This is a genomic window from Bradyrhizobium sp. FW305-F6, from assembly GCF_058782905.1.
In genome coordinates, this window is record NZ_JBYSYD010000001.1 from 1,844,680 (window position 1) to 1,867,089 (window position 22,410).

19 protein-coding genes and 1 pseudogene are annotated in these 22,410 nt (G+C 65.0%); 10 read left to right on the forward strand and 10 right to left on the reverse strand.

The genetic code is table 11. The features are described from left to right. The 3 genes from fixJ to AC3WLX_RS08945 all read left to right on the forward strand — a co-directional run bounded on the left by fixJ (nucleotide 1) and on the right by AC3WLX_RS08945 (nucleotide 1,880). Entirely contained in the window at nucleotides 1–618 is a 618-nt protein-coding gene (gene fixJ / locus AC3WLX_RS08935; RefSeq protein WP_291626779.1) for a response regulator FixJ, read from the forward strand. Between the two features lie 43 nt (nucleotides 619–661). Then, nucleotides 662–1,078: a response regulator transcription factor gene (locus AC3WLX_RS08940; protein ID WP_291626777.1), complete on the forward strand. Its 417-nt coding sequence runs from the start codon at nucleotides 662–664 to the stop codon at nucleotides 1,076–1,078. Nucleotides 1,079–1,181: 103 nt separating this feature from the next. Further along, nucleotides 1,182–1,880, forward strand: a complete 699-nt coding sequence (locus AC3WLX_RS08945; RefSeq protein ID WP_291626775.1) for a helix-turn-helix domain-containing protein — start codon at nucleotides 1,182–1,184, stop codon at nucleotides 1,878–1,880. A 48-nt stretch (nucleotides 1,881–1,928) separates the two neighbouring features. Here AC3WLX_RS08945 and AC3WLX_RS08950 read toward each other — a convergent pair whose 3' ends face one another. From AC3WLX_RS08950 to AC3WLX_RS08965, 4 genes are read right to left on the reverse strand one after another with little or no spacing between them, the layout of a single operon-like run. Beyond that, nucleotides 1,929–3,230, reverse strand: coding sequence for an MFS transporter (locus tag AC3WLX_RS08950; RefSeq protein ID WP_291626781.1), 1,302 nt, complete (start codon nucleotides 3,228–3,230; stop codon nucleotides 1,929–1,931). 23 nt (nucleotides 3,231–3,253) lie between these two features. Then, the gene (locus AC3WLX_RS08955) at nucleotides 3,254–3,775 is read right to left on the reverse strand and encodes a PRC-barrel domain-containing protein (RefSeq protein ID WP_492335546.1); all 522 of its coding nucleotides are present in this window, start codon (nucleotides 3,773–3,775) and stop codon (nucleotides 3,254–3,256) included. Nucleotides 3,776–3,798: 23 nt separating this feature from the next. Further along, complete coding sequence (locus AC3WLX_RS08960; RefSeq protein ID WP_492335547.1) at nucleotides 3,799–6,003, reverse strand: amylo-alpha-1,6-glucosidase; 2,205 nt, start codon at nucleotides 6,001–6,003, stop codon at nucleotides 3,799–3,801. Nucleotides 6,004–6,061: 58 nt separating this feature from the next. Beyond that, entirely contained in the window at nucleotides 6,062–7,825 is a 1,764-nt protein-coding gene (locus tag AC3WLX_RS08965; RefSeq protein WP_492335548.1) for an ABC transporter ATP-binding protein, read from the reverse strand. 271 nt (nucleotides 7,826–8,096) lie between these two features. Between AC3WLX_RS08965 and AC3WLX_RS08970 the strand changes: the two genes are divergently transcribed. Then, a complete protein-coding gene (locus AC3WLX_RS08970) occupies nucleotides 8,097–9,167 on the forward strand; it encodes a glycosyltransferase family 4 protein (protein ID WP_492335549.1) in 1,071 nt (356 codons plus the stop codon). Between the two features lie 254 nt (nucleotides 9,168–9,421). On the opposite strand, the gene AC3WLX_RS08975 is transcribed toward AC3WLX_RS08970, so the two are convergent. The 5 genes and pseudogenes from AC3WLX_RS08975 to AC3WLX_RS08995 all read right to left on the reverse strand — a co-directional run bounded on the left by AC3WLX_RS08975 (nucleotide 9,422) and on the right by AC3WLX_RS08995 (nucleotide 15,740). After that, on the reverse strand, nucleotides 9,422–11,350 hold the full coding sequence (locus AC3WLX_RS08975; protein ID WP_492335550.1) for an alkyl/aryl-sulfatase: 1,929 nt from the start codon (nucleotides 11,348–11,350) through the stop codon (nucleotides 9,422–9,424). 90 nt (nucleotides 11,351–11,440) lie between these two features. Then, nucleotides 11,441–12,598 carry a diguanylate cyclase domain-containing protein gene (locus AC3WLX_RS08980; protein WP_492335551.1) on the reverse strand — a complete coding sequence of 386 codons (1,158 nt, stop codon included), beginning with the start codon at nucleotides 12,596–12,598 and terminating at the stop codon, nucleotides 11,441–11,443. 120 nt (nucleotides 12,599–12,718) lie between these two features. Beyond that, nucleotides 12,719–13,999 carry a TRAP transporter large permease gene (locus AC3WLX_RS08985; RefSeq protein ID WP_492335939.1) on the reverse strand — a complete coding sequence of 427 codons (1,281 nt, stop codon included), beginning with the start codon at nucleotides 13,997–13,999 and terminating at the stop codon, nucleotides 12,719–12,721. Nucleotides 14,000–14,215: 216 nt separating this feature from the next. Next, nucleotides 14,216–14,695, reverse strand: a pseudogene (locus tag AC3WLX_RS08990) (TRAP transporter small permease); the annotation flags it as partial. Nucleotides 14,696–14,969: 274 nt separating this feature from the next. After that, nucleotides 14,970–15,740 (reverse strand): methyltransferase domain-containing protein, encoded by a 771-nt coding sequence (locus tag AC3WLX_RS08995; RefSeq protein WP_492335552.1) that lies wholly within the window; start codon nucleotides 15,738–15,740, stop codon nucleotides 14,970–14,972. 175 nt (nucleotides 15,741–15,915) lie between these two features. On the opposite strand from AC3WLX_RS08995, the gene AC3WLX_RS09000 reads away from it, so the two are divergent. Next, on the forward strand, nucleotides 15,916–16,347 hold the full coding sequence (locus AC3WLX_RS09000; protein WP_492335553.1) for a pyridoxamine 5'-phosphate oxidase family protein: 432 nt from the start codon (nucleotides 15,916–15,918) through the stop codon (nucleotides 16,345–16,347). 14 nt (nucleotides 16,348–16,361) lie between these two features. Beyond that, nucleotides 16,362–16,652, forward strand: a complete 291-nt coding sequence (locus tag AC3WLX_RS09005) for a hypothetical protein (RefSeq protein ID WP_492335940.1) — start codon at nucleotides 16,362–16,364, stop codon at nucleotides 16,650–16,652. Here the strand turns inward: AC3WLX_RS09005 and AC3WLX_RS09010 are convergent. Then, nucleotides 16,610–17,578 carry a helix-turn-helix domain-containing protein gene (locus AC3WLX_RS09010; RefSeq protein WP_492335554.1) on the reverse strand — a complete coding sequence of 323 codons (969 nt, stop codon included), beginning with the start codon at nucleotides 17,576–17,578 and terminating at the stop codon, nucleotides 16,610–16,612. The genes AC3WLX_RS09005 and AC3WLX_RS09010 overlap by 43 nt on opposite strands. Nucleotides 17,579–18,055: 477 nt before the next feature. Here AC3WLX_RS09010 and AC3WLX_RS09015 point away from each other — a divergent pair, with 477 nt between their 5' ends. The 4 genes from AC3WLX_RS09015 to AC3WLX_RS09030 all read left to right on the forward strand — a co-directional run bounded on the left by AC3WLX_RS09015 (nucleotide 18,056) and on the right by AC3WLX_RS09030 (nucleotide 22,276). After that, complete coding sequence (locus AC3WLX_RS09015; RefSeq protein ID WP_492335555.1) at nucleotides 18,056–19,000, forward strand: helix-turn-helix transcriptional regulator; 945 nt, start codon at nucleotides 18,056–18,058, stop codon at nucleotides 18,998–19,000. A 96-nt stretch (nucleotides 19,001–19,096) separates the two neighbouring features. Beyond that, nucleotides 19,097–20,086, forward strand: coding sequence for an alpha/beta fold hydrolase (locus tag AC3WLX_RS09020; RefSeq protein ID WP_492335556.1), 990 nt, complete (start codon nucleotides 19,097–19,099; stop codon nucleotides 20,084–20,086). A gap of 39 nt (nucleotides 20,087–20,125) precedes the next feature. Then, the gene (locus AC3WLX_RS09025; protein ID WP_492335557.1) at nucleotides 20,126–21,331 is read left to right on the forward strand and encodes an NAD(P)/FAD-dependent oxidoreductase; all 1,206 of its coding nucleotides are present in this window, start codon (nucleotides 20,126–20,128) and stop codon (nucleotides 21,329–21,331) included. 33 nt (nucleotides 21,332–21,364) lie between these two features. Beyond that, nucleotides 21,365–22,276: an MBL fold metallo-hydrolase gene (locus AC3WLX_RS09030; protein WP_492335558.1), complete on the forward strand. Its 912-nt coding sequence runs from the start codon at nucleotides 21,365–21,367 to the stop codon at nucleotides 22,274–22,276. Nucleotides 22,277–22,410: the final 134 nt, after the last annotated feature.

The following is a 22,410-nucleotide window of genomic DNA, read 5'->3' on the forward strand; positions in this document are numbered from 1 at the left end:
ATGACGAGCAATGGCAAAGTCTACGTCATCGACGACGACGCAGCGATGCGGGACTCGCTGAACTTCCTGCTGGATTCCGCCGGCTTCACGGTCACCCTGTTCGACGACGCGCACGCCTTTCTCGAAGCCCTGCCCGGCCTCGAGTTTGGCTGCGTCGTCTCCGACGTACGCATGCCCGGCCTCGACGGCATCGAGCTCTTGAAGCGGATGAAGGCGCAGCAAAGCCCGTTTCCGATCCTGATCATGACCGGTCACGGCGACGTGCCGCTGGCGGTCGAGGCGATGAAGCTCGGCGCGGTCGATTTCCTGGAAAAGCCGTTCGATGACGACCGTCTCACCGCCATGATCGAGTCGGCGATCCGCCAGGCCGAGCCCGCTGCCAAGAACGAGGCCGTCGCGCAGGACGTCGCCGCCCGCGTTGCGTCCTTGAGTCCCAGGGAGCGCCAGGTCATGGAAGGGCTGATCGCAGGCCTCTCCAACAAGCTGATCGCCCGGGAATACGACATCAGCCCGCGGACCATCGAGGTCTACCGTGCCAACGTCATGACCAAAATGCAGGCAAACAGCCTTTCGGAACTGGTCCGGCTGGCGATGCGCGCCGGCATGCTCAACGATTGAGGCATGTCAAGGCGGCTTCCCGCGGCCGTGCTAACCAGACAGCATGGTTGAGGTCGGCCCATATCATGCGCGGCCGTCGTCCTGCCCACAACGCACCGTCTTTGTGGTCGACGATGATGCCGCAGTCCTCGGATCCCTGCGATTCCTGCTGGAGACCGACGGCTTCGCCGTGCGGACCTTCAGGAGCGGCACGGCGTTGCTCAATCAGGGCGCCTCGCCCGGCCCTGACTGCTACGTCATCGATTATAAGATGCCGGATATTAACGGCATCGAGCTGACCGGCCGCCTGCGCAGATCCGACCACGCCGCGCCTGTGATCCTGATCACTGGCTATCCCGACGAAAACATCTCGGCGAGGGCTGCGACCGCGGGCATCAAGGACGTGGTTTTGAAGCCGCTTCTGGACGAAAACCTGGTCAAGTGCATCCGCCACGCCATTCAGGATTGTCCCTGCGCCTGACCTACGGGATTCTACGTAAGGGGACCTCCCTAAGATATCTCGCGAAATTTTCGAAGCACCCGATACCGCGTAGGAAAGCGTCATCACAACGGAGATGGCGCAGATGCTGACCCAGACGATCAACACCCAGGCGATCAACACCCAGATCGGCGGCAAGATTGCCCCTGCCCATCCCGTCGCGGACCAGTTCGGTGCGATCACCGGTCATGTCGGCCTGGTCGCCACCGAGTTCTCCTACGGCAAGGACGAGGAGATCTATGGCGAGGACGAGACGGCCGAATACGTCTATCAGGTCGTCACCGGCGCGGTGCGCAGCTACAAGCTTCTCTCCGACGGCCGCCGCCAGATCGGCGCCTTCCATCTTCCCGGCGACGTGTTCGGCCTCGAATCCGGCCCCACCCACCGTCTCGCCGCGGAAGCCATCATCGACACCACCGTGCGCCTCGTGAAGCGCGCGAGCCTCGAGAAGGCCGCCGGCACCGACGTGCAGGTCGCCCGCAAGCTCTGGGCCATGACCGCCGGCGAGCTTCGTCATGCCGAGGACCACATGCTGCTGCTGGGCCGCAAGACCGCGATGGAGCGTGTTGCGACCTTCCTCCTCGAAATGGACCGCCGCCTCGCCGTTGCCGGCATGATGGCGCTGCCGATGTGCCGCCGCGACATCGGCGACTATCTCGGCCTCACCCTTGAAACCGTGTCGCGCGCGCTGTCGCAGCTTCATGCCCAGGGCATCCTCGGCTTCTCCGGCGCCCGCCAGATCGTGCTGCGCAATCGTCAGCGCCTGCACAATCTCGACGCCTGATCCGTTTCTCCCCCGTGACTTGGCCGGCCGACGCGTTTCGGCCGGTCTTTATTTTTGAGTTGATATTGCGCTGCGCCGGGTTTCCGGCATCACCAGCAGGACCAGAAGAAGTCCCGCCGCGGCAACGCCGGACAGCCCGACGAATGCCGTGGCATTGCCGAACTTGTCGCTGACATAGCCGCCGAGCACCGTACTCAACGAGGCGCCGATTCCCGTTGCGGTGCCGACGATCCCCTGCGCCAGGTTGAAATGTCCGCTGCCGAAGGCGACGTCGGCGACGATCAGCGGGATCATGACCGCGAACACCGCCGCGGTGATGCCGTCGAACACCTGCACGAGAACCAGCAGATAAGGATCGCGCACGGTCGCAAACAGCAGTCCGCGAATCATCAGCGCGCCAAATCCGATCAGGAGCAAGGGCCGTCGGCCCCACAACTGCGCCTTGCGTCCGACCGTCGGCGACAGCAGCGCCACGATGGCTTGCGGAACGACGATGCAGAAGGCGACGAGCACCGTCGCCCACTGGGCGGACCGCGCCGTCACGGCGCTCGCGATCAGGGGCATCATCGAGGCGTTCGCCAGCTGCAGCAGCAGCACGCTCAGCGCGAAGACGATGAGCGGGCGCTGCCGGATCAGGTGCCAGAGATTGCTGTCGCCGCGCTCCGCCGACTCGCGCGGCAGCTCGCCGTGACAGCGCGCGATGTCGACCTCACGCTCGCGGATGCGCGAGAGCGCGATCAGGGTCGGGATGATGAGCAGGAAAGTGACGAGGAAGACCGCCCGGCTCGACAGCAGGTAGCCGACGGTGCCCATCACGGCCGCCGCGATGCCGCTGCCCAGCGAGGCAAAGCGCGCGTTGCGCCCGAGACGCTCGCCGATCGCGAGCGGGCCGACGAGACCAAGGCTGATCGCGGCGATCGCCGGGCCGAGCACGCAGCTCGCCATCGCGTGAAGCGTGGCGGCGGCCACGACGACCGCGAAGATCGGCATCGCCGCATAGGCGAGCGCGCAGGCGCCGATGGTCGCGATCGCGAGGGCGGCGACGAGGCGCTCCGATTTCGCGGCGTCGATGATCGCCCCGCCCGGCATCTGGCCGATCAGGGCGACGATGCCGCCGATCGACAGCACGAGGCCGATCTCGACCTGGGTCCATTTCTGGGTGGTCAGATAGACCGCGATGAAGGGGCCGAATCCGGTCTGTACGTCGGCGAGGAAGAAGATGAACCAGTCGAGGCCGCGCAGGCTCTGGCGCGACGGCGCCGGAATGCCGGCAGCCGATGGCGCAGCGACCTCGTCCTGCTCGGCGCCGCCGCCGCGATCTGCGTGTTTCGGCTTGCTCGACAACAGCACAGGCAATCAGCCCTCCCGGCACCTCACTGGATCGCTCGCAGCGGCTGAAGGCTGCCGGACGCGCCGAGCACGACGATCGGCGTGTCCTCCTTGTATTCCGGCGCGGCCGCGACCTGCGCCTTGGTCAATTCCAGCGTGATGCTGTCCTTCTTGCTGGCAATCTTGCCGAAGCGCAGCGCGTTCCAGTCCACCACGATCTTGCGGCTGCCGACGCCGAGGAAGCCGCCGAAATCGATCGCCGCCGCGCGGACATGACCGGTGCGGTCGACGATGACGTCGACGATGCGGCCCATGTCCTCTCCGGCGGCGCTCCGCACGTCGCGGCCGAGGACCCCGTGCGCCTCGCTCGCCCCGATGATGGTCACCGAGGGCGGCGGCGCGGCGTCCTTGGGCGTCACCGGAACGGTCGAGGCCGGCGGCGGTGCCGACGGCGGCGCATTCGCCTCATTCTGGCCGGCGGGCTTGTCCTCCGCCGCGCGTGACGGCGCGACCGGGGAGGCAACCACGACCACGACGCCCAGGATCAATGCTCCGATCGTACGCATGACACCCTCCTCACGGCGCGCCGTCAGCGCGCCAGCACGATCGAGACCTGGATCTGGCCGCGCGTGCGCACCACTTCCAGCGCGACGTCGTCGCCGTGGCGGCTGACGCGTAAGTCCACGCTGGACTCGCCGAGGCGCAGATCGCGCAGGATCACCTCGTTGAGAAAGGCCGGCAGATGCGGATTGCGCAGGCGGATTTCGCTGCGCGCCACGTCGAATTCGAGGCCGAGCGCCGCCTCCAGCAGCGTGAAGGGCGTCGCGCTGGCCCAGGCCTGCGGCGCGCAGGCGACCGGATAGAGCGTGGGGCCGCGCCGCTTCTCGCGCCGGAAGCCGCAGAACAATTCGGGCAGCCGGCGCAGATCCATGTAGGTCGCGGCGTCGAACAACCCCTTGAACACGTGCGCCACCGAATGCTTGAGGCCGTAGCGCGCCAGTCCCAGCGCGATCAGCGCGTTGTCGTGCGGCCAGATCGAGCCGTCATGGTAGGACATCGGGTTGTAACGCACCTCGCCTTGCGCGACGGTGCGGATACCCCAGCCCGAGAAGAAATGCGGCCCCATCAGGTCGGCGGCGACGCGGCGGGCGCGGTCCTCGCGGATCATGCCGCTGAACAGCACCTGCCCGGCATTCGACGTCCTGACCTTGCAGGGCCGCTTCTGGCCGTCGAGCGCGAGCGCATAGGTGCCGAGCTCCTCGCACCAGAACGCCTGCTCGAAGCGCTCGGCGAGCGCCCTGGCTTCGGCCTCGAGCTTGCGCATGCGGTCCGGCTTGCCGAGCCGCAGCGCGCAACGCGCGGCGAGCTGCTTGGCGGCAAAGACGTAGCCCTGCACTTCCGCGAGCGCGATATTGCCCTCGGCAAGCTGGCCGTCGGCATGGAAGATCGCGTCGTAGGAATCTTTCCAACCCTGGTTGGCCAGGCCCTTCTCGGTCGCGCGCTGGTATTCGACGAAGCCGTCCTGGTCGGGATCGCCGGGGCCGTCGATCCAGGCCAGCCCCGCCTCGATCGCCGGCCACAGCTCCAGCAGCGTGGCCTCGTCGCCGGTGCGCTCGAAATAGCTTCCCGCCAGCAGCACGAACAGCGCGGTCGAATCGACGCTGCCGTAATAATGCGCGAACGGCACCTCACCCAGCGCCGCCATCTCGCCGCCGCGCATCTCGTGCAGGATCTTGCCGGGCGCGGCATCCGCCAGCGGGTCGACCGCCTCGGCCTGGAAATGCGCGAGCCGGCGCAAGACGCCCTTGGCGATGCGCGGGTCGACCCACAGCATCTGGAGCGCGGTGATGAGGCCGTCGCGGCCGAACGTCGTCGAGTACCAGGGAATGCCGGCATAGGGATAACGCCCCTGCGGCGTCTCGGTCATCAGCATGTTGAGGTCGGCCATGGCCTGGCACAGCACCTCGTTGAAGATGTTGTTCGAGGTCTCGATGCTGGTCGCGCCCATGGTCGACCGCCGCATTTCGCGGCGGTGCGCCAGCAGACCCGGGAAGAACCGCGCGGGCTTTTCCGTCAGCGGGCGGTTGCAGGACACGGCCACGAAAAGCGATTTGGCCTGGTGCGGCTCGAGGTCGAGCTCCCAGGTGGCGGCATTGACCGAGAGCCGCGTCGGACGCGGATCGAAATGCAGTCCGGTGGTGCGCTCGGCGTCGTCGAGGCCGCGATATTCGAACAGCACGTCGGTCGGGCCGAGCAGCCGGCTGGTGCCGACGCCGCGGCGCGGCCGCCGTTCGCCGCGGACCTCGAACAGGTCGGCGAAGTCGTTGCCGAACAGCAGCGTCAGCGCGAAGCTGGCGCGCCGCTCGCCATGGTTCTGCACGCCGATGCGCTGATAGGCCGTGCCGCGCCACAGGAAGATCGTGCGCACGATGTGCAGCAGGTCCTTCTGCAGCACGAGGCTGCCCTGCCGGTAGATGTCGGGATTGGTGAGATCGACGGTCAACGCCGAATTGTCGTCGCGCAGGTTCGATCCCAGTAGCAGCGGCTGGAGATCGTCGAGCACGAGCTCGAGCCGTGCGAGATAGCGCGTATCGTGATGAAACAGGCCGTCCGGCCCGCCGGCGGACGCGCCGATGTCGCCATGGCTGTCGAGCACGATGAAAGTGTCGTCATGCTTGAGCGAACGCCGCGGCCGGGCCGAGGGCCCGGTCATCGGAATGTAGAAAGGCTGTTCCGCGACCTGTTCCGAGGTACGCGTCACGGAGACGAATTGAGTTACGGCTTCGGCCGACATGAGCTGCTCCCCTGCGCTTGGTTCAAAACGCGACCGACTCGAGAACGCGACTGTCGACTTACGCGGCGGCTTGCGCGAGCCGGCTCATTTCCTGCGTGACCAGCTCACGATACGGCCCATGGCCCTGCATCAGACGCTCGGGCGAGCCGTCCTCGATGATCTTGCCATGCCTCAACACCACCACGCGGTCGAAATTGCGCAGCGTCGCCAGGCGATGGGCGATCGCGATCACGGTACGCCCGCGCATCAGGCGCGACAACGCCTCGCGGATCGCCTCCTCGGATTCGCTGTCGAGCGCCGCAGTCGCCTCGTCCAGCAGCAGGATCGGCGCGTCCTTCAGGAAGGCGCGCGCGATGGCGATGCGCTGGCGCTGGCCGCCGGACATCTTGACGCCGCGGTCGCCGACCATGGTGTCGAGCCCCTCGGGCAGACTCTCGACGAAGTCGCAACGCGCTGCGATCGCCGCGCGCAGCACCTCGTCGTCGGTGGCGTTGGGCCGGCCATAGCGGATGTTCTCGCGAATGGAGCGATGGAACAGGGAGATATCCTGCGGCACGACCGAAATCGCCTCGCGCAGGCTCAGCTGCGTCACCTTCGCGATATCCTGGCCGTCGATGGTGACGTTGCCCTCGTCGACGTCGTAGAAGCGCTGCAGCAGCGTGAACAGCGTAGACTTGCCGCCGCCGGACTGGCCGACCAGGCCGACGCGCTGTCCCGGCTGCAGCCGCAGGCTGAATCGTTCGAAGATCTTGTCGCCGCCGGGATAGCCGAAGGTGACGTTGTTGAAGGCGATGGCCGCACCGCTCTTGACGAGAGGCTCGGCTTCGGGGTGATCGCGCAGCTCGTGCGGCACCAGCAGCGTCGCGATCGCCTCGGTCAGGCGCGCGACGTGCTGGGTGACGTCGACCAGCGCCACCGCCAGATCGCGCGTCGCGCTCAGGATGGAAATGCCGAGCGTGCAGACCAGCACGACGTCGCCGGTGGTCGCGCTGCCCCTCTGCCACAGGGTGATGGCCCAGGCCATCAGCGCGATGGTCAACAGCACCGTCACGACGGCATGCAGCAGCCGCAGCTTTTCCAGATAGCGCAGGCTGCGGCTTCGCGCGGTCAGCTCACGGTTGACAGTCGCATCGAACCGCTCATGCTCGTGGCCAATACCGCAAAATGCGCGCACCAGCGGCATGTTGCTGATGACGTCTATCATTTCGCCGTCGACGGCGGCGGCCTTGTCGGCGAAATCGTCATGCAGCGGCTTGCCGGCGGCGGCAAGGTGGAACATGGTGGCCACCATGCCGCCGGCGATCACGGTCAGGCCGAGCGCCATGTAAGGACTGACGGTTCCGATCAGCGCGATCGCCGCAACCGTGGCGATGCAGGGCGGCAACACGTTCCAGACGAACATGTTCTCGACCGTGAACACCGCGTTCGAGGTCGCCGTGATGCGGCTCGTCAGCATCCCCGGCATCCGATCCGAGAAATAGCTCGGCGCGTGCCCGGTCAGATGACGAAATATGTCACGCCGTAAATCACCCGTGACCCGGACGAAGGTGAAGCTCGCGGTCCAGCTCGCGATCCGCCACAGGAAGTTGTCGGCGGCGATCAGGGACATGAGCAGAATGAATGCCAGCCATACGCCACCGCCTTGCGACGGGCCCGCGGACAAGGCGTCAACCAGCGACTTTACCCCGTACTGGGTGCCTACGGAGCAGGCAACTGCCCCGACGACTGCGGTGAGGATCACCAGATGCGACGCCATGCGCATCCGAAGATAGCGCAGGACAAAAGCAAATGGCCTGCGCGCGTATCCGGAAAGGTGATCCATATGACTATCGCCCCGTTATGCTGATTTCATTTTGTTACTGATCGACTGAACATCGACCGTTCGCCTCGGTTCCCGGGCCAGGCGATCACGACATGCAGATGCGGACGATGTGAGAAGAGCTGATGGCATCATCGGGGCCACGCTGCACCGTGTCGAAGAAGTAACGATCAAGGGAAGGAACTTCGCAAATGCGAGAACGTTCCCAGTCTGGCATGCCGGTGCCGAGACAAGGCGGGGGCTTTAACTCCATGATCGCAGAGGAGATGGTGAGATGCGCATCGCGCAGGTAGCTCCGTTGACGGAGGCTGTTCCACCCAAGCTGTATGGCGGCACCGAGCGGGTGGTGCACTGGTTGACGGAAGAGCTGGTGGCTCTCGGACATGACGTGACGTTGTTCGCCAGTGGCGACTCGCAGACGTCGGCTAAATTGGATGCGCTTTGGCCGAGGGCGCTCCGTCTCGACGGTTCCGTGCGCGATCCCAATGCGCTCCACATGGTGCTGCTGGAGCGGGTGCGGCAGAAATGTGACGACGAAGAGTTCGACTTCCTCCACTTCCATCTCGATTATTATCCGTGGTCGCTGTTCCACCGACAGCCGACGCCATTCGCGACCACGCTGCACGGCCGGCTCGACCTGCCGGAGCATCAGCCGGTCTTCAAGACCTTCTCCAAGATGCCCGTCATCTCGATCTCCAATGCGCAGCGGCGGCCGGTGCCCCAGGCGAACTGGGTGACGACGATCCATCACGGCCTGCCCGAGAACCTGCTGACGCCGAAGCCCGCAAAGCAGGAATACCTCGCCGTGCTCGGCCGCATCGCGCCGGAAAAAGGCGTCGACCGCGCCATCAAGATCGCGGCCCATTGCGGCATTCCGCTGAAGATCGCGGCCAAGGTCGATCGCGCGGACCAGGATTATTACGACGAGCTGATCCGGCCGATGATCGAGAACAATCCGCTGGTCGAGTTCATCGGCGAGATCGGCGATCACGAAAAGTCGGACTTCCTGAGCGGCGCGCTCGGACTTCTGCTGCCGATCGACTGGCCGGAGCCGTTCGGCCTCGTCATGATCGAGGCCATGGCGTGCGGAACGCCGGTGGTCGCCTTCAACCGCGGCTCGGTGCCTGAGATCATCGACGAAGGGCTGACCGGCTTCATCGTCGAGGACATCATCAGCGCCGCGGGCGTGGTTAAGCGCCTTCCGCAACTGGACCGTGCTGCGATCCGCAAGCAGTTCGAGACACGCTTCACCGCGCGGCGCATGGCCCTCGACTATCTCGCCGCCTACCGCAGCCTCGCCGAGCGACAGGCGCCGCGGATCAAGCTGGTGAGCAGCGCGGAGTAATTCAACGGCCGCCGCACCGCGGCTGCCAATCGAAGCGCCCTCTCCCTTGTGGGAGAGGGCTCAAGAACGAGGCCGCATACTTGCTGGGGTGAGGGGTTGCCTCCGCATTTAAAACTTTCTCCGTTGAGAAAGACCCCTCATCCGGCGCCATAGCCGATCCAACGGCATCGGCGTTCTAAGTGAACGGCGGCCAAAGGCCGCCTATGCCACCTTCTCCCACAAGGGGAGAAGGAAAGAGCCAACGGCGTCCTCCCCTACCTCACCTCCGCCCGCTTTGGCTCGACGATCTCGAACATCCGCGGAAATTCGTCCATCAGTCCCATCAGCTCGGCGAGCTTCATCGGATTGCCCGAGAGCTCGATCTTGCCGGCTGAAACCGCCTCCGGGAAGCTCGTCAGCTTGGCAATCACCTCGTCGAGCGTCGACCGCGCCAGCGTGAAGCCGGCATCGGCGCGCTCCGCCTGCACGCCCTCGCTGTAAGTGAGCGCGCAGTTCTCCAGATTGAGCACGAACGTCTCGCCGGTATCGGAAAAGCGCCAGTTCAGCACGATGTGCTTGCCCTCCGCCCTCGGCCCGTTGAGGCGGATGCCGAGCACGTCCCAAAGCTGCTCGGTACGCAGCGCCGCGAGCGTCTCGCGCGGCATCGGCGGGCGGGCCGGCACCTTCGGCATGCCGTGACGCAATTCCTGCGCGCCGAACAGATAGGCGTTGCGCCAGGTCGCGCTCTCGGCGGCATAGCCGAGCTGCTCCAGCGTATCGGCCAGGAGTGCGCGCGCCGCCGCATGATCCGGCTCGGCAAAAACGAGATGACCGAGCGCCTGCGCGACGAAACGAAACTCGCCCTTGTCGAAGTCATTGCGGGCTCGCGCCAGGATGGCCTCCGCGCCGCCCATGTACTCGACGTATTTCCGTCCCGCTTCGACCGGCGGCAGCGGATCGAGATTGACCGGATTGGCGTCGTACCAGCCGAGATATTTCTGGTAGATCGCCTTCACATTGTGCCGGATATGACCGTAATAGCCGCGGCCGTGCCATGCACCCTCCAGGCTGCTTGGCAGCCGGATGGTCTCGGCAATCTCGGCAGCGGTGAGGCCGTGATTCATCAGCCGGACGGTCTGATCATGCGCGAATTTGTAGAGGTCGCGCTGCTGCCGGATCATCGTGCCGATGCGCTCCGTTCCCCACACTGGCCAGTGGTGCTGGCCGCACATTGCCTCCGCCTTGCCGTCCCAGAGCTGCAAGGCTTCGCCGAGATATTTCGACCACGCCAGCGCGTCGCGGACGTCGGCACCGCGGAACGGCAGCAGATTGTGGAAATTGTGCGTGCAGTTCTCGGCGAGGTTCAAGAGCTTGTAGCACGGGACGAAGAAGTGCATCTCCGCCGGCGCTTCGCTGTTCGGAGCCATCTGGAATTCGAACGCGACGCCGTCGATCACGCGCTTGTCGCCGGTCGCCAGGATCAGGTCCGTGGGGCGCAGCAGCGCGACCGATCCTGCCGCCATCGACTTGCCGAGCCCGCAATCGACCTGTCCGCGCACGCCCTTCGCGAGCAGCGGCCCGAACTGGTACTGCGCCCGGCGCAGCATCGCCGGCCCTGCGATGATGTTCTCGGAGACCGCGTGCTCCATGAACAGGTTCGGCGCGATGATGGGAACGCGGCCCGTTGCCAGCGCATCCTCCTCCAGCACGCCGCGCGCGCCGCCCCAATGGTCCGTATGGGTATGGGTGAAGATGACCGCCACGACCGGCCGGATGCCCCGATGCTTGAAGTACAGATCGAGCGCAGCGCGCGCGCCCTCGATCGAGGTCAAGGTGTCCACGACGATGACGCCGCTGTCGCCCTCGATCAGCGTCATGTTGGCGATGTCGAGCCCGCGCACCTGGTAGACGCCGGGCACGACCTCGAACAGGCCGTGCTGCATGTTGAGGCGCGACTGCCGCCACAGGCTGGGATTGACCGTATGCGGCGCCCGCTCGGCGGACAGGAAGCCATAGGGCTCGAGGCTCCAGACCGTCCGCCCTTGCGGATTCGTGATCGCCGCGTTCTCGATCGTGCCCAGAAAGCCGCGCGCGGCGTCGTCGAAGTCGCGCGTATCGGAAAACGGCAATGCGTCGAGCATGGCCTCTTGCTGCGCGATGACGGACGGTGATGCGTCCTTCGGCTCGCTGCTGGATTCCGTCATGTTGCTCCTCCCCGCCTGATGCACGGCATCTAACCGCATCTTGCGGTCGATTGCCATTGGAGCAGACGAAGGAAATGGAGCGAGATGCTGCTAGGCAGCGACGCCTTCAACGGCTTGGCGCGATGCCGTGGCGTTGTCTGCCGCCCGCAATTCGCTGGCCAGTACATAGCCGCCACGATTCTGCTTGGCCCGATACAGCGCCTTGTCCGAGCGGGACAACAGCGCCTCTGCGGTTCGGCCGTCGGCCGGCGCGACGGCAACGCCGACGCTCGCACCGAGATCGATCACCTGTCCGTCGACCTCGTATGGCCTGCCGATCGATTGCACGATCCGCCGTGCCATCGCCTCTGCGTCGGACACGGAGCGCTGCACCAGGACGAATTCGTCGCCGCCCATGCGGATCACGAGGTCGTCGGGCCCGGCCAGCGCCTTGAGGCGCCCGGCGACCTGCTTCAGCAGCGCATCGCCGGCGGGATGTCCGAACCGGTCGTTGGCTTCCTTGAAGCGGTCGAGATCGAGCGTATGGACGGCAACCATCCCGGCCGCGAGCATGGCGGGCAAGTCCGTCGCCAGCACCGAGCGGTTGGACAGGCCCGTCATCGGGTCGATGCGCGACAGCTGCTCGAACTGCCGCTTCAGCGTGATCTGGTTGATCGAGGCGTTGAAGCTGAGGCGCACCATCTCGAAGCTTGCAACGACATACATGAGAATGAGGAGTCCGAGCCCGGCATGGCGCAGATCAGGCTGCATGAAGGTGACGATCGCGGTGGGAGCGGCGATCGCGACGAGATCGAGCAGCGCCGCGACCGGACGCAGCGCCAGCCGCGCCACCACGCCCGCGCCGAAGCCGAATCCGATGCCGATCGCCATCACCGAGCAGAGCGCATCGCCCAACATGATGCTGCGCGCAGCGAACACGCCGAGCACGAGGGCCGTTACAACGGTGCCGGCAATGTAGCGCCGTTCCCATTGCACGGCCTCGGCCCGGCCGAGTTGCGGTGGGCGGGCAAGGCGACGACGGAAGGCGATGATTTCAAACAGGCGGACAACGGCCACCACGACACCGGCGACCGTCAGGGCTGCCGTGACCATGTCGCCGGTCTCGTAGGTCGTGATGGCGCCGACCATCGCCTGACACGCGGCCGCGAGCACGGTCGGCATCGTCGTGCCGTGAAGGCCCGTGATGACTTCCAAATGGACGGCGTCGGAAATCGATGCCCGTCCGGATTCCATTCTGTTGAACAACATGCCAGCCCATCCGCTGGCATGGTCCTACCGCGTATCCGTAAAACGGGCTTCCCGCACAAATGCAGCATTTGAGCGCACGAATTTACCGCCCGTTAGCCATGTCCCTTGGCGTCTCCTCCCCTACATGCCCAGCATGCGCGGCAGCCACAGCGACAGGCCGGGCCAATACGTCACCACCACCAGGAATCCCAGCATCGTCAGCAGCCACGGCCACACCGCGACCGTGAGCTCGGTGATGCCCATCTTGGCGATGCCGGAGGCGACGTAGAGGTTGAGGCCGACCGGCGGGTGGCACAGCCCGACCTCCATGTTGACCGTCATCAGGATGCCGAAATGAATCGGGTCGATGCCGAGCTTGACCGCGACCGGAAATAGGATCGGCGCCATGATCAGGATGATGGAGGACGGCTCCATCACGTTGCCGGCCAGCAGCAACAGGATGTTGACGAGCAGCAGGAAGCCGATCCACCCCAGGCCCTGGTCGATCATCCATTGCGCCAGCGCCTGCGGCACGTTCTCGTAGGTCATCAGGAACGAGAACAGCACGGCGTTGGTGATGATGTAGAGCAGCATCGCCGACAAATTGGCCGAGGACAGCAGCACCCGCGGCACGTCGCGCAGCCTCAGATCCTTGTAGATGAACACCGCGACGATGAAGGCGTAGACCGCGCTGACGGCGGCGGCCTCGGTCGGCGTGAACAGGCCGCTGTAGATGCCGCCGATCACGAGCACGATCAGGAGGATGCCCCAAATCGACTTGCGGAACGCGTCGAGACGTTCGCGCAAGGTCGCCTTCGGCATCCTCGGATAGTCGTTGCGCCAGGCCCGATAGAATGTTGTCGCTCCGAGCAGCGAGGCGAGCGCAAGCCCGGGCACGATGCCGGCGATGAAGAGCTTGCCGACCGAGCTGTTGGTCGACACGGCATAGAGCACCATCGGGATAGACGGCGGAATGAGAATGCCGAGCGAGCCGGACGTCGTGATCACGCCCGCACCGAAACGCTTCGGAAAGCCCTGGGCGACCATCGCAGGCAGGATCACCGAGCCGATCGCCACCACGGTCGCCGGCGAGGAGCCGGAGATCGCGGCAAACAGCGCGCAGGCGACCACGCCCGACAGCGCGAGGCCACCGTACCAATGCCCGACCAGCGAGGTCGCGAATGCGATCATCCGCCGCGCAACGCCGCCGTGAGTGAGGAAGTTGCCGGCGAGGATGAAGAACGGGATCGCCATGATCTCGAAATTCTCGATGCCGGTGAACAGCTTCAGCGCGACCGACTCCGTCCGCACGTCGGTCAGCGCGAACATGAAGCTGAGCACGGTCAGGCCGAGCGCAATCGAGATCGGCATGCCCGTGAGCATCAGGGAGAGCAGGAGCGCGAACACGATGAAGACACGCAGGCCCTGCGGCAGCGTGATGACGTGGGCCGCGTGAGCGAAGCACAAGGCAACGATCAGGACCGGCACCAGCATCAGGATCCAGCCGAGCGGGCTGCGCTCGTCCCGGACCACCTGGCTGCGCGTGACCGGCGCCGGATGCACGGGGTCCGCCTCGACGCCCTCGACGCCGGCCATGTCGTGATGCGGCAGCTCACCGGTGCGGTAGAACGACCAGGCGACCTGGAGGAAGCGGAAGCACATCAAGGCGGAGCCGAGCGGGATGGTGAGATAGACCATCCACATCGGCGCTTCCAGATCGTTGGACTGCTGGCCGCTCTGCCACATATGGGTGACAAAGGCGGCGCCGAAATAGCCGACGATGGCGGTGAAAAGAGCACCGCACAACAGGCCGAAGGTGATGACGCGCCGGCGCGAGCCGCCGGGAAGGAGGTTGACCAGCACGTCGACGCCGACATGGATGCCGGTGCGCACGCCGTAGGCGGCGCCGAACTTCGCCATCCAGATGAACATGTAGATGCAGAGCTCCTGCGCCCAGGACAGGTCGAGCGCGGCAAGCCACACGAACACCGCGCGCGCCGGCACGGCGAGGAAGGCGAGATTTCGCGCTTCCGCCCATTTTGCGATGTCGATCGACAGCCCGGCGCCGTAGCGATGCAGCACGGCGACGAAGATGAGCGACGTTGCAGCCGCGATCATCGTCGCGATCAGCCACTCCTCGAGATGATCGAGAAAACGATTCAGCGCGCGCAACAAATTGGTCCCCCCGGGATTGGATTTTTCAAGCGCAACGGCCGGGCGTGCGACCACCCCCGACCGTTGGTGTTGTTCTTATTGGGCCGCAGCCGTCAGTTCTTCTCGACGCCCCCTTGCGGCCTCACGTCCAAGCTAACTTGGCGAGCGCCGTCTGCGCAACCCGGCGTCCGCGCGGGTCCAACGGAACGAGCGTTCATGCCGCATTGCGGCAGTGCCATCAGCCTTTGCGCTGGGCGACCATGAACAGGCGCCGGAACGGGAACAGCGTCTGCCCCGCCGCATTCTTCGGATAGGCCTTCGCGACCCGCGCTCCATAGGCGGCCTCGAACGCGGCCTTCTCATCGCCTTGCAGAATGTCGAGGTAGCGCGTCAGCCAGGTGCCCTTGGTCCATTCCTTCACGGGGTTCTCGCCTTCCAGCACCTGCAGATATTCGGTCTCCCAGATGTCGATGCTGGCCGACATCGGCGCCAGGAGATCGTGATAGAAGGCCGGCCCCTCGACCGGCGGCGGGGTGACGAGATGGGCGACCTTGGACCGCCAAGGACCATCAAGCGCGGTCTCGCCGATCAGCACATGCGAGGGCGCGGTGAAGTTGCGCGGCATCTGCACCGCAAGCGTGCCGCCCGGACGCACCTTCTCCATCAGCGACGGAAACAGGGCCGCATGATCGGGCAACCAGTGCAGCGCCGCATTGGAGTAGATCAGGTCGTACTGCCCGGCGGGACTCCAATGCCCGAGATCTTGATGTGACCATTCCACGTCAGGCGCCGTCTTGCGGCCCGCGGCGACCATTTCGGCCGAGCCCTCGACGCCGGTCACGGCGGCTTGCGGCCAGCGCTCCCTGAGCAGCTTCGTCACGTTGCCGGCGCCCGCCCCGAGGTCGGCGACCTCGCGCGGCGCCAGATCCGGAATCCGCATCAACAGATCGACCGCAGGGCGCAGCCGATGGCCGGAAAACTTCAGATATTGCTGCGGATCCCAGACCATCGCTCGCGCCTTTTCGTGTTCTCTTCGTCGCAGCCCCTAGTTACCACTGCTGCTCTTGGCCGGGCAAATCCGTGGCAGCGATTGGGCGGAAGCAAACCGGGAGAAACACTGGCTCTGCTTTTTGGGGAACATGGGTCTTGTCCCGTCGTTGCTCCCGCTCAAGAAAGGAAAGTTCATGCCCAAGACATCGCTCGCCGAGATCGCAAAGGAGATGGCCGGGATAGACATCGCCATTCTCTCGACCCACACCGAGAACGGCGAAATCGCCAACCGGCCCATGAGCAACAATGGCGACGTCGCCTACGACGGCACGTCATACTACTTCACATACGAACAAGCCCGGACCGTCCGGGACATCGAAGGAAATCCAAAAGTGGCGCTCGGATTCTCGTCGGAAGCCGGCCTCTTCTCGAAGGGGATTTATGTCGCCGTCGAAGGGACCGCCGAGTTGATCCGGGACAGGGCCGCATTCCAGCAGCATTGGACCAGCGATCTGGACAAGTGGTTCGACAAGGGCATCGACACGCCAGGCATCGTCCTGATCAAGGTGAAGGCCAACCGCGTCACCTACTGGAAGGGAAGCGAAGAGGGTGAGGTCGCGCTCTGATCGGCCAGGCGATGATGAGACGGTTCTTCGACTGGTTCTTCCGGAGCCGTGAAACGGGCGCCATCACCATAGCGCAGTGGCCGAATCTTCTTCTCTGGACCGTCATCGTTGCGGGCGTTCTGCTTTGGATCTGGCCTTCCGCAGGGAAGGCCAGCCTCGGTTTGACCATCGTCATGAAAGGCGGCCTCATCCTGTGGGGCGCCGACGAGATTTGGCGCGGGGTGAATCCCTGGAGGCGCTGTCTCGGCGCCGCCGTCGTCGGCTATGAGTTGATCACGCTCGTGCCGCAAGGCGAGTTCGCCTGACCTTTCGGGCCTGTTATTCCCTCCACATCGCGCCGCCATGCACCAGGACTAATACCGGCGACCGCGGAGAAGACCCGCGTGAAGTGGCTTTGGCTGGCAAAGCCGGCTGAAATAGCAACCTCGGACAGTGAAAGGCCGCGCTCACTAATCAGACGCTTGGCGGTTCTCACGCGATGATGCAGCAGCCAGCGATGTGGCGGCAGACCGGTCGCAGCGCGAAACGCACGAGAAAAATGGCTGACGGAGAGGCCGAGTTCGGCCGCGATCGCCTGCAACGGCACCTTGCCGCCGAGATCCGCCTCGAGTTTGTCGCATGCGCGCGCGAGCTGCCATGGCGCAAGCGCACCGCGCCCGGTTCCGGACTTGTGCCGATACCCTCCATAGGTCGCCGCGACATGAGCGGTGAGCGCCAGCATCATGTGATCGATGAAGAGCTGGTTGACCTCGTCCGGCCGGCGCAATCCGTCGCCCAAGCAAACGCCGATATGGCGGACGATGGCATCGTCGTGGCCGACTGGACTGCAGTCGAGCGCATCGATGCGCCGCGCACCCGACTGATCGGCGAGACCATCGAGCGCTGAGCGCGGCACGTAGAAATGCAGAGAGTGAAACGGCTTGTCGATCACGTAGCGGGGGTCGGCCTTGAGATCGTAGAGGTAAGTCGTCCCGGCATGGACATCGGCCTTCGTGAGGTGACGGCCCTGTTCCCAGATTTCGCACTCCGGATAATCGCGCAATTTCAGGCTGACGAGATAGGCATCTTCCGCAGCAAACGAACCGGACAGACCCAGCACCGGATTGTCGTTTCGGGTTTCCGTAACAGCGATCTCGGTATTGCGCAGCGACCGGGTCATGAGCGTGGGAGGCACTTCGTCAAGGCGGAGCAATGCTCCGAGACGTTCACCGTACGCGCCTGTGCTGGTCATCGGATGTCTCGCCTGGGTGGTCGTGGAGCAGACCACAGCGTCATACCATTCCCAGGGTCGTATATAGGTATTTGCCCACCGCTGTCCACGACCGACGAAGTCGCACCCGCCCCCGATTGAAGTCCCGTCCGAATCCGTCAAGCATTTCAGAATGATCGGCTCGTGCCCTGACGGCGTGAGGGCCACCGGACCGCGGCGTCCACATCACGTCTTTTTCACAAACGCACGCGCGTGAGGCGCGCCCGGCGTGCGCGCAGAAGGATCAGGCAATGCAGGGCAGAATCAGGAAAGACACAGGTCCTCGCACTGCCTAGAACCCGTAAATCAACGGCATCGGAACCTCGACGGATCGTCTTCGGACCGGATCCAGCCCTTGAGCAAAGATCACCAGACCGGCCGTTGGGCCCCGTTTTGCGGCGGCTGAAACGATGATCGATTTGTCGCGCATCTGCGACGCGGTCTCACACGAGCAGAGCCATGAGCAAAGTTGTTGTGCGCGAATCTCGCAGCGAAATCCCCCCCGCGTCGCAGGTGCGGCGCGACCCGTCAGGCGATCGGCCCGCGGCCGATGCGGAAATGGCCCGCGTGCTCGGCACGGTGCCTTTCCGCATGGCGCTGGATTCCTCCGGCGCCGGCATTGCTCACTGGAAGCACGAGCCGTTGCACGACGTCGTTGCGCCCATGAGCCATCACGTCATCATGGCTTACAACGGCGCGGTGCAACGCATGGAGCGGCGATCCGGGCAATACAGCGCCATCGGGACGTTTCGCCCGGGAGTCGTGATCATTATTCCGGAGGGATCGAGCTCCCGGTGGGACATTCCAAGACCCGTCGACGTCGTTCAGCTCTACCTTCCGCAGACAACGCTGAGGCGCGTGGCCGACGAAGCCGAAGCCGGCGCACTGTCTGAACTCCTGGAGCGAACCGCGCATCCCGATCCCGTCACGTCCCGACTATTGCTGAGCGCGGCGGACGTGCTGGAAGGAAACGAAGCCCTCGATACGCTTTTCAGACAGCAACTGATGGATCTGCTCGCGACGCGTCTTTTGGCTGCGCACACCGGCTCGCCAAGCACGATAGCGCCGGCCAGGGGTGGGTTGGCGCCGAAAACACTGCTTCGAGCGATCGAGCGGTTGCGCTCCGACAGTGATGCCGACGTCTCGCTCGCGGCGCTTGCCGCGGAAGCCGGCTTGTCGCGCTTTCACTTCTGCCGTGCTTTCAAGGACAGTACCGGGCTTTCTCCGCATGCCTGGCTGCGCCAGCACCGGCTCGAGCAGGCCATGAACATGCTGCGCGACACCGACGCCTCCGTCGTCTCGATTGCCGTCACGCTCGGCTACTCCTCGCAGACCGCCTTCGCCGCCGCGTTTCGAAAGCTCACCGGAGAATCGCCGAGCGACTGGCGGCGGCGCGCTCGTTAGCAGCAATCGCGCTGCAATCGCGTCAATCGCGCTGGGGCATCGGCGCATGCGTTCCGCTAGGAATCATGGCGCCCCCCACCTGAAACGGAAATGGCAATGACCTTGATCAGCTCTGTCAACCGGCTCGCGAGCACCTCGCGGCGAAGCATCCTCGCAACAACTCTCTTATACGCGGCGTCGTTGACCGTCCGCTCCACCTCCGCAGTAGGCAGCGATGTGGAGACCGCGGCCCTCTCGACCGGCAGGAGCGGCGCCACAAGCTCTGTCACCACCAGCGACGGCGCAAAGATCTTCTACAAGGACTGGGGACCGAAGTCCGCACAGCCAATCGTCTTCCATCATGGTTGGCCGCTCAGCGCCGATGACTGGGATGCCCAGATGCTCTTCTTCCTCGGCAAGGGGTTTCGCGTGATCGCCCATGACCGCCGCGGCCACGGCCGCTCCAGCCAAATCGACGACGGGCACGACATGGACCACTATGCGGCCGACGTCGCTGCCCTCGTCCAGCAACTCGATCTTCGCAATGCCATCCACATCGGCCACTCGACAGGCGGCGGCGAGGCAGCGCGCTACGTCGCGCGTCATGGCCGCGATCGCGTGGCCAAGCTGGTGCTCATCGGCGCTGTGCCACCTTTGATGCTCAAGACCGAGTACAATCCCGGTGGCTTGCCTCTTGAGGTCTTCGACGGCTTGCGCGAGCGGCTCGCTGCCAACAGGCCGCAATTCTATCTCGAATTCGCGAGCGGCCCCTTCTACGGATACAATCGTCCAGGCGCCCAGCCTTCGCAGGCGACGATCTGGAACTGGTGTCGTCAAGGCATGATGGGCAGCGCCAAGGCCCATTACGACGGCATCAAGGCCTTCTCCGAGACGGACTTCAGCGAAGACCTGAAGAGCATCGCTGTGCCGACGCTCGTCCTGCACGGCAGCGACGACCAGATCGTTCCCGTCGCAGACTCCGCACCGCTGTCGGCCCGGCTCCTGAAGCACAGCACCCTGAAAATCTACGACCTGCTGCCGCACGGCGTCTGCACGACCCATCCCAACATCGTCAACGGCGACTTGCTCAGGTTCGCGACGGCGTAGCCTCGTTTTCATCGCAATCAACTCGAAGGACCAGTCAACATGCGCATCGTCATCATTGGCGCCGGCTTCGCCGGTATGTATGCCGCCCTTTCAGCCGCCCGGCTGCGCGACATCCAGGGCGTTCCGCCCGACGAGCTCGAGATCGCGCTCGTCGCGCCCGAGCCGACGCTGGTGGTTCGCCCTCGGCTCTACGAACCGAACCCCGAGACCCTGGTCGCACCGCTGCAAGACGTCTTTGAGGCGATCGACGTCGTTTATGTCAGGGGCCATGCCGAGGCGATCGATACGAAGTCCAGAATCGTCGAGGTCGCTGCCGCGCAGGGCACGCGGAAGAAGCTACCCTACGACCGCTTGGTGGTTGCCACCGGTAGCCGGCTGTTTCGCCCGAACGTTCCCGGCCTTGCCGAGCACGGCTTCAGCGTCGACCAACTTGATGATGCGATCGCGCTCGATCGTCACTTGCACGGGCTGGCGAACCGTCCGGCTTCGCAGGGGCGCAATACCGTTGTTGTCGCAGGAGGCGGATTCACCGGCATCGAGGCAGCAACCGAGGTGCCGTCGCGCCTGCACGAAATCCTCGGCAAGGACGCCCGGCTGCGCGTGGTCATCGTCGACCGCAATGAGACGATCGCCCCGGATATGGGCGCAGACGCCAGGCCGATCATCGAGGAGGCACTGCGCAAACTCGGCATCGAGACAAGGCTCGGTGTCGGAGTGGCCTCCCTCGACAAGTCCGGCGTCACGTTGTCCAGCGGTGAACGGATTGAATGCGAAACGACGATCTGGGCCGCCGGCATGCGCGCGGCTCCGTTGACCGCACAGATCCCGGCTGAACGCGATCAGTTTGGCCGACTGCTCGTCGATCGTGATCTTCGCGTCCCCTCGGTGAGCGGCGTCTTTGCGACGGGCGATGCTGCACGGGCCGCGTGTGACGATGTCGGCAATTACGCGCTGATGTCATGTCAGCACGCGACCCGGATGGGCGCCTTCGCCGGCAACAACGCCACCGCCGAGCTGCTCGGCGTTCCGACCAGACCCTATCACCAGAAGGCCTACGTCACCTGCCTCGACCTCGGCGAAACCGGCGCGCTGTTCACGCGTGGCTGGGAGCGCACGGTGGAGATGGTCGGCGACGTCGCCAAGAAGACCAAGCAGGAGATCAACACCGTCTGGATCTATCCGCCCAAGGCCGAGCGTGCCGCAGCGCTCGCCTCCGCCGACCCCGAGCGCGTCACCGCGCTCTAGCAACCAACCCCCAACTTCGAAAAGGAGACCGACATGAATTTGCACAACGCTTCCCTTGCCGCGAAACCCGAAGAGCTTGTACCGTCGCGTTACGCGGTGCGCATCGGCGATATCGACGTGCTGGTGGTCAGCGACGGCGTGCTGCCGCTCCCGACGGCCATGCTGGCGCACAACGCCGACCCGGCCCTACGGGCCAACTGGCTGAACGAGATGTTCCTGCCTCAGGATGCCTTTGACTGGGCACTCAATGCGGTGATGGTGCGAAGTGACGACAAGACGATCCTCATCGACGCGGGACTGGGGTCCGATCCTGACTTGCATCTGCCGCGCGCCGGACAGTTGATCAAGCGGCTGGAGGCCGCCGGAATTGACCTCTCGTCCGTGACCGATCTCGTGTTGACCCACATGCACATGGATCACGTCGGTGGCTTGCTGGTCGACGGCGTGAAGGAGCGGTTGCGCAAGGACCTGCGGATCCACGTCGCCGCCGCCGAGGTCAGGTTCTGGGAGTCGCCCGACTTTACCCGCACGAACATGCCGCAAGGCTTCCCGGATGCGCTTCGGGCGACCGCCAAGCAGTTCGTGAGGATGTACGGCAGCCAGATCCGGACGTTCGACGAGCAACACGAGGTTGCACCTGGTGTCGCCGTTCGTCGCACCGGCGGTCACACCCCCGGGCATAGCGTGGTCCGCGTGGCGTCCGGTGGCGAGGCGCTGACATTTGCTGGCGATGCCGTGTTTGCGGTCGGGTTCGACCAACCCGAGTGGCACAACGGCTTCGAGCACGATCCCGAGGAGGCGGCGCGCGTCCGCATCCGGCTGTTGCGGGAGCTCGCGGAGAGCGGCGAGCTGCTGGTGGCCACGCACATGCCGTTCCCCTCGGTCGGTCATGTCGCGGCCGCCGGCGAGGCCTTCCGCTGGGTCCCGGTGTTCTGGGACTACTGACCGCGACGAACAGACCGGAGCGCGCGCCCGGGATGAACCCAGCGCGCGCTCCTGGTTACGCCCGTCACGGTGGCCGCAACACGAAAGCCGGCCGCCGCGACCTGCAAAATCGAACGAGATGGTGCGGTCGGCCG

Bases quoted from the DNA above. Each gene is read 5' to 3' on its own strand.
- AC3WLX_RS09015 (WP_492335555.1), top strand. From the start codon at position 18,056: ATGAGCAAAGTTGTTGTGCGCGAATCTCGCAGCGAAATCCCCCCCGCG.
- AC3WLX_RS08995 (WP_492335552.1), bottom strand. From the start codon at position 15,740: ATGGTCTGGGATCCGCAGCAATATCTGAAGTTTTCCGGCCATCGGCTG.
- AC3WLX_RS09005 (WP_492335940.1), top strand. From the start codon at position 16,362: ATGAGACGGTTCTTCGACTGGTTCTTCCGGAGCCGTGAAACGGGCGCC.
- AC3WLX_RS09025 (WP_492335557.1), top strand. From the start codon at position 20,126: ATGCGCATCGTCATCATTGGCGCCGGCTTCGCCGGTATGTATGCCGCC.
- AC3WLX_RS08955 (WP_492335546.1), bottom strand. From the start codon at position 3,775: ATGCGTACGATCGGAGCATTGATCCTGGGCGTCGTGGTCGTGGTTGCC.
- AC3WLX_RS09010 (WP_492335554.1), bottom strand. From the start codon at position 17,578: ATGACCAGCACAGGCGCGTACGGTGAACGTCTCGGAGCATTGCTCCGC.
- AC3WLX_RS09030 (WP_492335558.1), top strand. From the start codon at position 21,365: ATGAATTTGCACAACGCTTCCCTTGCCGCGAAACCCGAAGAGCTTGTA.
- AC3WLX_RS08965 (WP_492335548.1), bottom strand. From the start codon at position 7,825: ATGGATCACCTTTCCGGATACGCGCGCAGGCCATTTGCTTTTGTCCTG.
- AC3WLX_RS08980 (WP_492335551.1), bottom strand. From the start codon at position 12,598: ATGTTGTTCAACAGAATGGAATCCGGACGGGCATCGATTTCCGACGCC.
- AC3WLX_RS08940 (WP_291626777.1), top strand. From the start codon at position 662: ATGGTTGAGGTCGGCCCATATCATGCGCGGCCGTCGTCCTGCCCACAA.
- AC3WLX_RS09020 (WP_492335556.1), top strand. From the start codon at position 19,097: ATGACCTTGATCAGCTCTGTCAACCGGCTCGCGAGCACCTCGCGGCGA.
- fixJ (WP_291626779.1), top strand. From the start codon at position 1: ATGACGAGCAATGGCAAAGTCTACGTCATCGACGACGACGCAGCGATG.
- AC3WLX_RS09000 (WP_492335553.1), top strand. From the start codon at position 15,916: ATGCCCAAGACATCGCTCGCCGAGATCGCAAAGGAGATGGCCGGGATA.
- AC3WLX_RS08960 (WP_492335547.1), bottom strand. From the start codon at position 6,003: ATGTCGGCCGAAGCCGTAACTCAATTCGTCTCCGTGACGCGTACCTCG.
- AC3WLX_RS08975 (WP_492335550.1), bottom strand. From the start codon at position 11,350: ATGACGGAATCCAGCAGCGAGCCGAAGGACGCATCACCGTCCGTCATC.
- AC3WLX_RS08945 (WP_291626775.1), top strand. From the start codon at position 1,182: ATGCTGACCCAGACGATCAACACCCAGGCGATCAACACCCAGATCGGC.
- AC3WLX_RS08970 (WP_492335549.1), top strand. From the start codon at position 8,097: ATGCGCATCGCGCAGGTAGCTCCGTTGACGGAGGCTGTTCCACCCAAG.